Genomic DNA, 12828 nt, shown 5'->3' with positions numbered 1-12828 from the left:
ATGGACGATAACTACCGCGCGGCCGTCGATGCGGCCGCGATTTTTTCCGAAACCGATTTGACGGGTCGGATTACCTACGTAAACCAACAGTTTTGCAGCATTTCCGGTTACAGCCGCGAAGAGCTGCTTGGGGCCAATCACCGCATCCTCAATTCGGGCCTGCATGATCCGGAGTTTTTCCAGGAGATGTGGCGGTCCCTGGTGATGGGCAAGGTCTGGAAAGGCGAGATCTGCAACCGCGCCAAGGATGGCTCGTTGTACTGGGTCGACAGTACCATGGTGCCATTGATGGACCCGTTGAGCGGGAAGGTACGCAAGTATGTCTCGATTCGTTTCGATGTCAGCGAGAAGCGCCAGTTGCTGCGCACCCTGCAATGGCGGGTCAGCCACGATGTGCTCACCGGTTTGCCCAACCGAGCCTACCTGTCTGACCTGTTGACCCAGGCACTGGATTTTTCCCGGCAAGAGGGCACGCAGCTGGCAGTGTGCATGCTTGATCTGGATGGCTTCAAGGCAGTCAACGATGGCTATGGTCATGCCAGTGGCGATTTGTTGCTGGTCGAGGTGGCCGCCCGTCTCAAGGGCATCCTGCGCGGCGGTGACGCCGTGGCGCGGTTGTCAGGTGATGAGTTCGTGCTGATTCTGCGTGACGTTCACGACCACTATCGTCTGCACATTGCCCTGCAGCGTGTACTCGCCGCCGTCGCATCGCCTTACGCCATCAACGGTCAGGACTTGAGAGTCAGCGCGAGCATCGGGGTGACGCTGTTTCCGCTCGACAATGACGATGCCGACACCTTGCTGCGCCATGCCGACCAGGCCATGTATGTGGCCAAACAAAGTGGGCGTAACCGCTACCATGTGTTTGACGTCTCGCTGGACAAGGAGGTCAAGGCCACCCACCAGACCGTTGAGCGCTTGCGCCAGGCGTTGGCCAAGGGTGAGTTGTGCTTGTACTACCAGCCCAAGGTCAATATGCGCACCGGTGCGGTGATTGGCTTTGAGGCGTTGTTGCGCTGGCAGCATCCGGTCAAGGGGCTGGTGCCGCCGGCGGAGTTTTTACCGTTGGTAGAGCAGACTGACCTGATCGTCGATATCGGTGAATGGGTGATCGATCAGGCCATGGCGCAAATGCACCAATGGCAACTGCAGGGTTTCTGCTGGTCGGTGAGCGTGAACATTGCGGCCCGGCATTTCCAGCGTTCGGACTTTGTCGAGCGGTTGAAACGACTGCTGGCCCGCCACGCAGCGGTGGCGCCAAGCATGTTGGATCTGGAAATCGTCGAATCGGTGGCCATCGAGAACATTCAGCGGGTCAGCCAATGCCTGGATGCCTGTCAGGAGCTGGGTGTGCAGTTCTCCCTGGATGATTTCGGCACAGGTTACTCATCGCTGAGTTACCTCAAGCGGCTGCCAACCCAGACGATCAAGATCGATAAGTCGTTTGTTCGTGACATCCTCCACGACCAGGATGACCTGGCCTTGACCCGCGCGGTGATTAGCCTGGCGCGGGCGTTCGGCCGTCAGGTGATCGCCGAAGGCCTGGAAACGGTTGAACATGGCCAGTTGCTGATGGACTTGGGCTGCGACATGGCGCAAGGCTACTGCATTGCCCGGCCAATGCCCGCCGCCGATGTGACGCTGTGGGTCGAGGGTTATGTGCAGCCCGCGGAGTGGGCTGCATTGGCACCGCTGACGGTATAGGCGTCAGCGGTGTTGACGATGCAGGCGCCGATGGCATCGCCTGCATCGCAGGTGCCTAGAGTTGGGTTGCGGTGTTTTTCACCACGGCCAGCTCTGGGTGCGCGACCAATTTGTCGATGTGCAGTTCGTCGTTGTTCATCCAGGTCTCGGTCAGCACCCGGTAGTGCTCCATGTCCCGGCAGCGCATGCGCAGGCTGTAATCGAAGTGGCCGCTGATCAGCTGGCATTCAAAAACCTGTGGGCAAGCCCGAACGCAGGCCTCAAACGCGCGTTGCGCTGCGCGCCCGCTCTGGTTGGAGAGGGCAACCAGCACCAGCAGCGACAGCCCCGGCGAAACCATCTGCACGTCGATGATCGCGCCGTAGCCTCGAATCACGCCGCGCCTTTCCAGCTTGCGCACCCGCTCAAGGCACGGGCGGGGCGTCAGATGCACCAGTGATGAAAGCTTCTCATAGGTGATCCGCCCGTTATGGCGCAGTACATCAATGATGGCTTCATCGATCCGGTCCAGAGGGGGCGCGCAGTGGGGGCTGTTGGCCTTGTTTTCCATGCGGGTCTGCTTCACTTCAAACGGTTGGATAGAAATTGCTGCAGGCGCTCGCTCTGCGGGTGGTCGAGTATCGCGGCGCTGCCTTGTTCCTCGACCCGGCCCTGATGCAGGAACAACACCTGGCTGGACACCTTCCGGGCAAAGCCCATTTCGTGGGTGACCATGAGCATGGTACGACCTTCCTCGGCCAGCGTCTGTATGACTTTGAGTACCTCGCCCACCAGCTCTGGGTCGAGCGCCGAGGTGGGTTCATCGAAGAGGATGATTTCCGGCTCCATGGCCAGTGCGCGGGCGATGGCAACCCGCTGTTGTTGCCCGCCGGAGAGGAACGCCGGGTACTGATCGGCTGCGCGCGATGGCAGCCCGACCTTGTCCAGGTAGGCGCGAGCGCGGGCTTCGGCGTCCTGTGCGCTGACACCAAGCACACGGCGAGGGGCCAGGCAAATGTTCTCCAGCACAGTCATGTGGCTCCACAGGTTGAAGTGCTGGAACACCATGGCCAGACGCGTACGCAGGTTCTGCAATTGGGCAGGGTGCGGTGCGCGCACGCCCGCGCGACCCTGGCGCATCTCGATGGTTTGGCCATCGAGGGTAATCGCGCCCGCGTCGGGTTGTTCAAGGAAGTTGATGCAGCGCAGCATTGTACTTTTGCCCGAGCCGCTGGCACCAATCAGGCTGATGACATCGCCTTTGCGCGCTTGCAGCGAGACGCCTTTGAGTACCTGATGATCGCCGTAGTGTTTGTGCAGGTCTTCGACGGTCAGTTTGACCGCCGCTGTCTGGGCGACGTTGGCCTGACGTGCTGTCGTAAGTGGCTCAAGCAGTGGCTCGCGATGGGAAGACAAGGCGTGTGCAGAAAGGGTCATGGTTTAGCCTCGGACAGGAACAAGAAAACGCATCCAGCGGCGTTCGGCCAGGCGGAACAGCCCGACCAGCGCGAAGGACAGCAGCATGTACAGCAGGGCCGCGACACCAAAGGCCTGGAAGGTCAGGAAGGTCGCGGCATTGGCGTCACGCGCGACCTTGAGGATGTCGGCGATGGTTGCGGTGAAGGCCAGGGAGGTGGCGTGCAGCATCAGGATCAGTTCGTTGCTGTAGGCCGGCAGCGCACGGCGCAGGGCGGCTGGCAGAATCACGAACAGGTTCAGGCGCCAGCCATACAGGCCATAGGCCTGGGCCGCTTCAATTTCGCCGTGGGGGATATTGCGAATCGCCCCGGCGAAGATCTCCACGGTGTAGGCGCAGGTATTGAGGACGAAGGCCAGCAGGGTGCAGTTCAGCGCGTTGCGGAAGAACGCGTCGAGCAAGGCGTTGTCGCGAACGACCTCCAGCCCGTACAGGCCGGTGTAGCAGATCAGCAGTTGTATGTAGAGTGGTGTGCCGCGAAAGACGTAGGTGTAGAACTCCACTGGCCAGCGCAGCCAGCGCTGGCGTGAAACCCTGGCCAGGGCCAAGGGCAGCGACAGCAGGAAACCCAGGACGGTCGTCACGATAAACAACCACAGGGTCACCGCCAGCCCGGAAAAACCGGCGCCATCACTGTAGAGGTAGGCCAGGCCATATTGCTCAAGCAGTTCGATCATGATGCCAGCCCCTTGATGCCCGTGTTGTAGCGCCGTTCCAGGCGTTTAAATAGCCGGTTTGAAAGGGTTGTGATCACCAGGTAGACCAGTGCGGCGAGGATCAGGAAGTACAGGGTGTTATTGGTGGTCTTGCCGGCGTTCTGTGCGGCTTTGACCAGGTCGGCCAGGCCGATGATCGAGACCAGCGCCGTGGACTTGAGCAGTACCAGCCAGTTGTTGCCCAGCCCTGGCAGGGCGAAGCGCATCAGCTGTGGGAACAGCACCAGGCGAAAACGCTGGGCGCGGCTCAGGCCGTAGGCGGTAGCAGCCTCGAGCTGGCCTGCCGGTACGCTGAGAATGGCACCGCGAAAGTTCTCGGTGAAGTAGGCACCGTAGATGAAACCCAGGGTGATCACCCCGGCCATGAACGGGTCGATCTCGACGTAGTTCCAGCCCAGCATTTCGGTGAAATCGTTGAGCCACAATTGCAGGGTGTAGAAGATCAGCAGGATCAGTACCAGGTCCGGCACGCTGCGTATCAGCGTGGTGTAAAGCGTGGCCGGAGCGCGCAGCAGGCGTAGCGGTGAGCACTTGGCGCAGGCGCCGATCAGGCCCAGGCTCAGGCTTAATGCCAGCGACAGCAACGCCAGTTTCAGGGTCATCCAGGTCCCTTGCGCCAACAGCGGGCCAAAGCCCTGCAGGCTCAGGGCCTGCAGGCCGATTGAGTGGAGGAGGTCATTCACGGGAGAGTCTCGTCAGAAGCTGGAGTGGAGACCGCTGCGGCCAGCAGGATGGCTGGCCGCAGACAGATTTACTCGTTGTAGATATCCAGGTCGCCGACGTACTTTTTCTGGATTTCGGCGAAGGTCCCATCGGCAAGGACCTCAGCGATGCCTTTGTTCAGCAAGGCCTTCAGTTCGCTATCGTTCTTGCGCAAGCCCATGGCGATGTCCAGCGGCAAGGTGGGGTCCTTGATGGCTGGGCCGGTCTTGAAGTCGGCACCTTCGGGTTTGGCCAGGAAGTTCAGTTGGGCTTCCAGCTTGTCGGTCAGGGTGGCGTCGAGTCGGCCGTTCATCAGGTCGGCATAGTTCTGGTCCTGGGCCTGGTAGGCCTTGACCTGTGCGCCCAGCGGCGCCAGCTTGGCGCGGGCGTAGGCCTCTTGCAGAGAGCCTTGCAGCACGCCGACCTGCTTGCCCTTGAGCGATTCCGGTGTGTCGCCGAAATCAGCACCTTTGCGGGTGATCACGGATGTCGGGCTGAGGAACAGGCGGTCAGTGAAGTCGATCTGCTTCTGCCGTGCCGGGGTCACGGCCATGGAGGACATGATCGCGTCGAACTTGCGTGCACGCAGTGCTGGAATCATGCCATCGAACTCATTGTTGACCCAGGTGCACTTGACCTGCAGTTTGGCGCAAATGGCATTGCCCAGCTCAATGTCGAAGCCTTGCAGGCTGCCGTCGGCCGCTACCGATTCAAATGGCGGGTACTCAGGGTAGACACCAAAACGGATTTCTTTCCATTCTTGAGCCTGAACCGCGCTTGCGCACAGCGCAAGGAGCAACACGCTAAGGGGCTTTCTAAACGAAGTCATGAGGGTATCCCTTGGTTTTGTAATTGATTTAGGGCAGTAAAAAATCGTGAGGCTGTCTTGGTCTTGAAGTGACTCTTCGGTCTGGCCTCAGAATGCGCGATGAGCGGTTTTTTTTTGTGTCGTTTCAGCCGGCCGTGGCGACCGTAATTTGCTGTTAACGGTTGCCGTGCAGCCGATTCGGCTGTGGTGTTGCCTGTTTTGGCTTTTGCACAGCCGTTTCCGACCTGCCGCGCCTGGGCGCAGCAGGTTTGGCGGATTCAGGCGCGTTTTTTTGCCAGGGTTTCGGCAGGGTTGCGCAGCAGGGCGAAGAGGTCTTTCGGGTTGCTGAGTTCGGGCACCAGCTCGATCTGGCGGCCTATCCCGAGTGCCGTGGCCTCGTCCAGTACATAGCGCAGGGCCGAATAGTCCTCTAGGGCAAATCCGACGGAGTCGAACAGGGTCACCTGGGTGTCATTTTCGCGGCCTGCTGCCTGGCCGTTCACGACTTGCCAGAACTCGGTGGTCGGTGAGTCGGCCGGCATCTGCTGGATCTCGCCTTCGATACGGCTTTGTGGCTCGTACTCAACAATCACTCGGGCGTTTTCGACGATGTTGCGGTGCAGCTCAGTCTTGCCTGGGCAGTCGCCACCGACAGCGTTGAGGTGCATGCCTGGCTCGATCATCTCCGGGGTGAGGATGGTGGCGTAGGCCTTGTCGGCGGTGACTGTGGTGATGATATCGGCGCCGCGAACGGCGTCGGCCACAGAGCTGGCCTGAATCAGTTTCAGTGCCGGGAAGGTGCTGAGGTTGGCGATCAGCTTGGCGGTCGCCTGCGGATCGAGGTCGTACAGACGGATCTCTTCGATGCCCAGCAGGGCATGGAATGCCAAGGCTTGAAATTCACTCTGCGAGCCGTTGCCGATCAGCGCCATGCTGCGGCTGCCCGGGCGCGCCAGGTAGCGTGCGGCCAGGGCCGAGGTTGCGGCGGTTCGCAGGGCGGTCGTCAGGGTCATCTCGCTCAGCAGTACCGGGGCGCCCGTATCGACATCGCCAAGCGCGCCAAACGCCATGACGGTGAGCATGCCGCGCTGGGTGTTCTTGGGGTGGCCATTGACGTACTTGAAGGCATACAGGTTCGCATCGGATACCGGCATCAATTCGATGACACCATCGGGCGAATGGTTGGCCAGGCGCGCGCACTTTTCAAAGTCGTGCCAGCGCAGGTAGTCCTGGCGGATGTACTCGGCCATCTCGCGCAGGCAGGTGCTCAAACCTTTACGAGTGACCAGGTGGCTCAGGTCGGTGACATCCAGATAACGGGTCATGCTGTTCTCCTTCTTATAATCAGTTTAGTTGCGCACGGGCAGGTGGACTTCGGCGAGCATGCAGCGGGCGCTGCCACCGCCAATGCGTTCGATGTTGTCGATGTTCACCACCACCGGGCGGCTGTGCTGTTCGACCTGTTCGCGTTGGTCGGGCTTCAGCGAAGCCCAGGCGCTACGCGACATCACCAGCAGCGGCTGGCCCTGCTTGTCGTGGACTTCGAGCATGTTGCCGGCGAAGCCTTCAAGCTGGTCGAAGTCCAGTGCCAGGATGTCTTTGCCGGTGTCGCGCAGGGAGCGCTCCAGTGCCTGCCGTTCGCTTGCATCGGGCAGGGCTTGCAGGCACACCACCGAGAGCTCAGTGCCAACGCTCATCATCACGTTGCTGTGGTAGATCGGCGCGTGGTGCCGGTCGACGGCATGGAACACGCAGAGGCGGTAATCAAGTTGCTCGGCGAACTGGCGCAGCGCTTCGCTGTGGGTGCGCCCGGAGTGGCAGGCGTAGCTGATCCGGTGCTCGCGGTCCAGCACCATGCTGCCGGTGCCTTCGAGGAACATGCTGTGCTGCTCCAGCGGGCTCAGGTCGATGGTGGTGTTAATCGCAAAGCGCTCTTCCAGAACGCGCAGTACACCTTTGTTGCGCTCCAGGCGGCGGTTCTGGCCTTCCATCGGATACAGCACCAGGCTGCCGTCCGCGTGGCTGCTCCACCAGTTGTTGGGGAAGATCGAGTCCGGGGTGTGAGGGGCAGGGGTGTCCTGCACGACCAGTACGTCTACGCCGTGCTGGCGCAGGGTGTCGACGTAGCCATCGAACTCTTCCAGCGCTTTCTGCTGTGCCTGTTCGGGGGCGAGAAAGGGTTGCTGAAAGCGGTTGTTGAAGGCCGTGTCCGGGTTGAAGGCGAACCGCGCCGGGCGGATCATCAAGACGGTATTGGTGGTTTGCATCGAGGCACGCATCCAGGGTTGGCTATGTGCCTATTGTCCGTGGGATGCCGTGTAAATCCCGGCTGAAGCCGGTGTGGCGCTCAGCCGGGAAAGCTGAATGCGGTCGTGATGCAGCGGAATCGGCTGTGATGGTGGTGGCGAGCGGGTTGGAAGGGCGATCAGGTTTTTCGGGCGCCAACAAAAACGGCACCTTCGCAGGTGCCGTTCTTTCAGTTGCCTGATGCCTTATTTGTGCAGCGTTTCTGCCGCATACAAGGTGTTCTCCAGCAGGCAGGCACGGGTCATCGGGCCTACACCGCCTGGAACCGGCGTGATCCAGCCTGCGCGTGGCAGGGCGGTTTCATAAACCACATCGCCGACCAGCTTGCCATCTTCCTGGCGGTTGATGCCGACGTCGATGACGATCGCGCCTTCCTTGATCCACTCACCCTTGACCAGGCCTGGCTTGCCGGCGGCAACCACTACCAGGTCGGCACGGCCGACGTGGCCTGCCAGGTCCTTGGTGAAGCGGTGGGTGACGGTCACGGTGCAGCCTGCCAGCAGCAACTCCATGGCCATTGGGCGGCCAACGATGTTCGAAGCCCCCACCACCACGGCATTCATGCCGTACAGGTCCTGACCGGTGCTCTGCAGCAGGGTCATGATGCCTTTCGGCGTGCAAGGGCGCAGCAGAGGAATGCGCTGAGCCAGGCGACCGACGTTATAAGGATGGAAACCATCGACGTCTTTGTCCGGGCGGATGCGCTCAAGCAGCAGCGATGCATCCAGGTGTGCCGGAAGCGGCAACTGCAACAGGATGCCATCGATGTTCGCGTCGTTATTAAGGCGATCGATCAGATCGGTCAGGGCTTGCTGCGTGGTATCGCTGGGCAGGTCAAAGGCCTGGGAGATAAAGCCGACCTCTTCGCAATCCTTGCGCTTGTGCGAAACATAGACTTGAGAGGCGGGGTCGTTGCCGACCAGGATCACTGCCAGGCCAGGAGTGCGCAGGCCTTGCTGGCGGCGCTCCGCGACACGTTGGGCGATCTGCTGGCGCAGGTTGGCGGCGATCGCCTTGCCGTCGATAAGTTGTGCAGTCATGACGCGTGATTAACCATCGAGAGGGAATAAAATGAGCGCGCATTCTCGCATGACACAGCCCTAGGGCAAAGGCGCTTGGTCTGGCAAATGCTCTAAGCCCTTAAATAAAATGAATTTTTTTCAAAAAAGAGTTGACGACCCTGCCACTCGTCTATAACATTCGTCGCACTTGTCGGGCAGAGCCTAGCACTGGTTAGCAAGGTCAGGCAGAATGAGCAGATTTTAAGCTCGTTTGGCGGGACTGAAAAGTTAGTTTGTAATCTTAAACGAAAGCAGATTAAATATGCGCCCGTAGCTCAGCTGGATAGAGCATCCGCCTTCTAAGCGGATGGTCGCAGGTTCGAGTCCTGCCGGGTGCGCCATTAAGGCAGCTTTGGCACAAGTGAAGCAGTAACGTAATATGGTGGGCGTAGCTCAGTTGGTAGAGCACAGGATTGTGACTCCTGTTGTCGTGGGTTCGATCCCCATCGTCCACCCCATATTCTAAAAGGCGCCCGATGAATAGTCCGGCGCCTTTGCTTTAAACGCTTTACGCGGACGTGGTGAAATTGGTAGACACACTGGATTTAGGTTCCAGCGGCGCAAGCTGTAAGAGTTCGAGTCTCTTCGTCCGCACCATCTTTAAAATCAAGGGGTTACGAGCTTAAGCAGTGCTCCCCCTTGAGCCGCTGGATTATCAGCGTGAACTAAACGTGAACTCGACGGTTCACGGCCCTGGTCCAAAACGCGGACCGCATCCATTACCCTGGCCGGCGCCAAGTGCGCATATCGCTCCGTCATCATGACGGTCGAGTGGCCCAATAGATCCCTGACTTCCGCCAGCGCAACGCCGGCACTGATCAAATGAGCTGCACACGTGTGGCGCAGATCGTGAATCGTGAAGTCATCAATCCCAGCTTTCTTGCATGCCTCGTTGAATCCCTTCCTTAAGCACACAACCCGCTCACCATTACCCCTAGCAAATACCCATGGTGTAGCAGGGCAATGCTGCGCTCGATACGCCATCATCTGCTTCAGCGCGTCGAGTGCCCCTTCATTCAGCGGGATGCTGCGCCGCTTGCCTGCCTTGGTGTGAACACCTTCCAGGTAGATCAGGCCGTTGGCGAAGTCCACGCGCCGCCACTCAAGCCCAAGCATTTCCTCTTTCCGACAACCGGTGTTCACGGCCAGTCGCACGAAGCTCTCAAGGATCACGCCGAACTTCTGTGACCTGGCGGCTCGGCAAAGGCTTTCGACCTCGGCCCTTGTCAGCCAGCGCACCCGGCCCTCTGGCTCCTTCATCTTGCGGCCTTTGACCGGGTTCGGCAGGCCCCACTCATACTCGACGTTACACCAGTTGATCGCCGCCGACAGCGCGGCCAACTCCCGGTTGATTGTCGCCGCCGATACCCCTTCAGCACTGCGTTTGTCCATGTACGCCCGGATATCCTTTCCGGCTAGGTCATTCATCACAACCCCTGTAAAATGGGGGCGCAATGCTTTTACCCTGTTGGTTGTGGTTTCGTAGCTGCGCTGGTGCTGGCTGGCGTTACGCAGATACGGAAGCATCACCTCATTGAAAGAGCGGGGCGGGTTCACGCCCCATTCTTTTTCCTTCCAGGCATCCGCCCGGGCCTGCTGCTCTAGTGCTTTTGCCGCCGCGAAATCGGCAGTGCCAGAAGAGCGTCTAACTCTTTTTCCATCTGATTGGGTGACAAAGATCCACCAATAGGGCGAATCGTCTCTTTTGTAGGGCATTCGGTTTCCTCCGAGATGCCGCCCGCGGCGCAAATACTAGCAGTGGCGGCTTCGTCGATCATCTGTTGCAGTTTTTCGGCATGCACCCTGACTCCGCGCTTCATCCAGCGGACGGTGGGGATGCGTCTTTCATTTGCCATCCGGTAGGCCGTGGCACGGCTGACGCCGAGCATGTCGGCCGCCTGTTCGACGGAAATCAGGGACATGAATGTCTCCACGCCGCACATGGCGGCAGAGGTGGTTATTCCCAGTCGTGACTGAGCTTTGGATTGATTGGTGGGGTGCACTGCAGCGTTGCGAGCTCGAGCAGGGTGAAGTGGCCGTCCATCCAGCCCGCCGTGTCGATGTGGTACACGTTCCCAAGCGCTACTGGCTGCCTCAGCGGTGTGTGCCCGACCACAAGGGCGCGCAGCCCATTGACTCCATTCGTTGCGCCATCCTGAATTCGCGTCCGTGACCACATGCAGCTGTTCTGCACCAGCTTCAGCCGCTTGGAGCTTTCCGGCGCCTCCAGTTCCCGGCGAAGCTCATCCCATGATTCAAATGGACAGTCGGCATGAACGATGCCAATCAGGCCTTCGGTTGTCTCGACCTCGATGGCAATTGGCAGCTCGCGAAACTGTACGGCGAACTCGCGCTGCTCATCCCAAGCCAGGCCAGCGAACCAGCTGCCGCCGTTGTAGACCCAGTTCTCTGTGTCGCAGGTGTCGAACCGGCAGACATAGTCGTCGTGGTTGCCGCGCACCGGGTGGAACCATGGCTTGGCCAGCCAGTCGAGCACGTCGCGGCACTCGGGCCCACGGTCTACCAGGTCGCCCACGCTGAACAGCCGGTCAACCGCCGGATCGAAGCCGGCTGCGTCCAAGGCGGTCTGCAGGCGGGTGAAGTGCCCGTGAATGTCGCCGACCGCGAAATCGCGGCCAGCCGTGTTCCTGGCGAAGCGCTTGATGCGCACCACCTCGATGTTTTCGAGCATCGGTGTCTCCACGCCGCCGGTGGCGGCAGGTTAGTGGTCAGTCGACCTGGTAGTAGATGTAGCAGTTGACGCCCTGGCTCTTTAGCGACTCGTGCATTGCCCGCACGCCGGCGCTGTGCCGGTTGCCGATCCCAGGCCACGGGGTATCAAGATGTATTCCCTGCTGGTGGTAGCGACTCTTCTTCTGCACGTAGCCAGGCAGGCTTGGCAGTTGGCTGGCGCGCAGCCCTGGAACTGGGATCACAACGCGGTCACAGTTGGCGCTCCCGCCATCGTTTTCGCAGGCGGTCGCAGCCGCCTTTCCGGCCTCAGCAGCGATCCGCACCTTCTCCGGCAAACTGGCCAGTTCTTCTTTCGTCATGGCAATAGCTCTCCATGCCCGCCTACCGGCAGGCTTGAGTTGTTGTAGGGGGAGGGGTTAGGCGCGGGCTTCGAACAGGTCGATCTGCGGTGCGGGGGTGTCGCGAATGGAGATAGCTTCGGCTATCCGCTGTTTCGCGGTACCGAAGTGCGCATCGTCCTGCTCGATCCCGATAAAGCGACGACCGAGCTGGACGCAGGCAACGCCAGTTGTGCCGCTGCCCATGGTGTTGTCGAGAACCACCTGGCCCGGGTTGGTGTAGGTGGAGATCAGAAAGCGCATCCACCCGACGGGCTTTTGGGTTGGGTGAAAGCTGCCGGACTGCTTATCGCTTGAGAAGAACTGCACTGATCGTGGGTACCGGTCGGTTGAATCGTACTCTGTGAGCGACAGGGCCTTGCCGTAGCACTCCGAGTTGACCGTCTTGCGCTTCGCCGTCCTGCGTTCGTGTCCGCTGGTCATCTGCGGGTTGTATGTCGGTTGTCGTCGGTAGAAGACCTGGGCGCTTTCGTGGGCTCGCAGCGGCTGCTTCTTGGCGTTTAGGAAGCCGGTGGCGTTCCCTTTCTCCCAGATCCATTCATAGCGGTAGTCGGCCGGGTTGCTGGCAACGACCATCGATGCGAACGGCTGAGCAGCGCAAAGCACAATGGCCGCTTCCGGCTTTGCGATCCTCAAGTACTGCTCCCACAGCGGCGCGAAAGGAATGATCACATCCCAGGCGCACTGCGTCGTGCCGTAGGGCAGGTCGGCCAGCACCAGGTCAACGCTGGCACTGGGTATCGACTTCATTACCTCCAGGCAGTCGCCATGGTGAAGGCTGATTTCTGTCATGGCCTCGGCCCCTTCCAAATCAGGTAGGCCATATAGGCGAGGGCGATCATGGCAACACTCCTGCAGGCACATCAAAGAACCCAAGACGCCCCTTGAGTGGAGTGAATGCCCAGGGCCTTGGATCGCACAGGACGAAACCCTTCTCGCCCATGTACCAAGGCGACTCGCTGGTATCGACGCTATCGGTCAG

Annotated in this window: 14 protein-coding genes and 3 tRNA genes; 4 read left to right on the top strand and 13 right to left on the bottom strand. The window is 60.1% G+C overall.

Annotation, left to right across the window (positions count from 1 at the left end):
* On the top strand, positions 1-1704 hold the full coding sequence (locus tag UIA24_RS11655; protein ID WP_099775365.1) for a putative bifunctional diguanylate cyclase/phosphodiesterase: 1704 nt from the start codon (positions 1-3) through the stop codon (positions 1702-1704).
* Positions 1705-1759: 55 nt separating this feature from the next.
* Here the strand turns inward: UIA24_RS11655 and UIA24_RS11650 are convergent, their stop codons facing one another.
* The 8 genes from UIA24_RS11650 to folD all read right to left on the bottom strand — a co-directional run bounded on the left by UIA24_RS11650 (position 1760) and on the right by folD (position 8733).
* Complete coding sequence (locus tag UIA24_RS11650) at positions 1760-2254, bottom strand: Lrp/AsnC family transcriptional regulator (RefSeq protein ID WP_065760110.1); 495 nt, start codon at positions 2252-2254, stop codon at positions 1760-1762.
* Positions 2255-2265: 11 nt separating this feature from the next.
* Positions 2266-3120: an ABC transporter ATP-binding protein gene (locus tag UIA24_RS11645; RefSeq protein ID WP_330522891.1), complete on the bottom strand. Its 855-nt coding sequence runs from the start codon at positions 3118-3120 to the stop codon at positions 2266-2268.
* A gap of 3 nt (positions 3121-3123) precedes the next feature.
* The gene (locus UIA24_RS11640) at positions 3124-3837 is read right to left on the bottom strand and encodes an ABC transporter permease (protein ID WP_330522890.1); all 714 of its coding nucleotides are present in this window, start codon (positions 3835-3837) and stop codon (positions 3124-3126) included.
* Positions 3834-4559, bottom strand: a complete 726-nt coding sequence (locus tag UIA24_RS11635; RefSeq protein ID WP_065760107.1) for an ABC transporter permease — start codon at positions 4557-4559, stop codon at positions 3834-3836. The genes UIA24_RS11640 and UIA24_RS11635 overlap by 4 nt, the downstream gene beginning before the upstream one ends.
* 68 nt (positions 4560-4627) lie before the next feature.
* Complete coding sequence (locus tag UIA24_RS11630) at positions 4628-5407, bottom strand: ABC transporter substrate-binding protein (protein ID WP_065761829.1); 780 nt, start codon at positions 5405-5407, stop codon at positions 4628-4630.
* 257 nt (positions 5408-5664) lie between these two features.
* Positions 5665-6711 carry an ornithine cyclodeaminase gene (locus UIA24_RS11625; RefSeq protein WP_330522889.1) on the bottom strand — a complete coding sequence of 349 codons (1047 nt, stop codon included), beginning with the start codon at positions 6709-6711 and terminating at the stop codon, positions 5665-5667.
* A gap of 24 nt (positions 6712-6735) precedes the next feature.
* Entirely contained in the window at positions 6736-7653 is a 918-nt protein-coding gene (ctlX, locus tag UIA24_RS11620) for a citrulline utilization hydrolase CtlX (RefSeq protein ID WP_330522888.1), read from the bottom strand.
* A 225-nt stretch (positions 7654-7878) separates the two neighbouring features.
* Complete coding sequence (gene folD, locus UIA24_RS11615) at positions 7879-8733, bottom strand: bifunctional methylenetetrahydrofolate dehydrogenase/methenyltetrahydrofolate cyclohydrolase FolD (protein ID WP_065761832.1); 855 nt, start codon at positions 8731-8733, stop codon at positions 7879-7881.
* 285 nt (positions 8734-9018) lie between these two features.
* Here folD and UIA24_RS11610 point away from each other — a divergent pair.
* The 3 genes from UIA24_RS11610 to UIA24_RS11600 all read left to right on the top strand — a co-directional run bounded on the left by UIA24_RS11610 (position 9019) and on the right by UIA24_RS11600 (position 9351).
* A tRNA-Arg gene (locus UIA24_RS11610) sits at positions 9019-9095 on the top strand.
* 41 nt (positions 9096-9136) lie between these two features.
* Positions 9137-9212: transfer RNA gene (locus tag UIA24_RS11605), tRNA-His, on the top strand.
* A 54-nt stretch (positions 9213-9266) separates the two neighbouring features.
* Positions 9267-9351, top strand: a tRNA-Leu gene (locus UIA24_RS11600).
* Positions 9352-9360: 9 nt separating this feature from the next.
* On the opposite strand, the gene UIA24_RS11595 is transcribed toward UIA24_RS11600, so the two are convergent.
* Genes UIA24_RS11595 through UIA24_RS11575 form a run of 5 tightly spaced genes read right to left on the bottom strand, consistent with a single transcriptional unit; the run spans position 9361 to position 12638 of the window.
* Positions 9361-10311: a tyrosine-type recombinase/integrase gene (locus tag UIA24_RS11595; RefSeq protein WP_330522887.1), complete on the bottom strand. Its 951-nt coding sequence runs from the start codon at positions 10309-10311 to the stop codon at positions 9361-9363.
* Between the two features lie 44 nt (positions 10312-10355).
* The gene (locus UIA24_RS11590; protein WP_330522886.1) at positions 10356-10676 is read right to left on the bottom strand and encodes a helix-turn-helix domain-containing protein; all 321 of its coding nucleotides are present in this window, start codon (positions 10674-10676) and stop codon (positions 10356-10358) included.
* Positions 10677-10711: 35 nt separating this feature from the next.
* Complete coding sequence (locus UIA24_RS11585; protein ID WP_330522885.1) at positions 10712-11446, bottom strand: metallophosphoesterase; 735 nt, start codon at positions 11444-11446, stop codon at positions 10712-10714.
* A 37-nt stretch (positions 11447-11483) separates the two neighbouring features.
* Positions 11484-11807 carry a hypothetical protein gene (locus UIA24_RS11580; protein ID WP_330522884.1) on the bottom strand — a complete coding sequence of 108 codons (324 nt, stop codon included), beginning with the start codon at positions 11805-11807 and terminating at the stop codon, positions 11484-11486.
* A gap of 57 nt (positions 11808-11864) precedes the next feature.
* Positions 11865-12638, bottom strand: coding sequence for a DNA-methyltransferase (locus tag UIA24_RS11575; RefSeq protein ID WP_330522883.1), 774 nt, complete (start codon positions 12636-12638; stop codon positions 11865-11867).
* Between the last annotated feature and the right edge of the window lie 190 nt (positions 12639-12828).

The sequence above is a fragment of the Pseudomonas sp. AL 58 genome (assembly GCF_036348395.1).
Taxonomy (GTDB): Bacteria; Pseudomonadota; Gammaproteobacteria; order Pseudomonadales; family Pseudomonadaceae; genus Aquipseudomonas; species Aquipseudomonas defluvii.
Note: the sequence above shows the minus strand (reverse complement) of the source record. Positions and strands in the feature narration are given on the sequence as shown.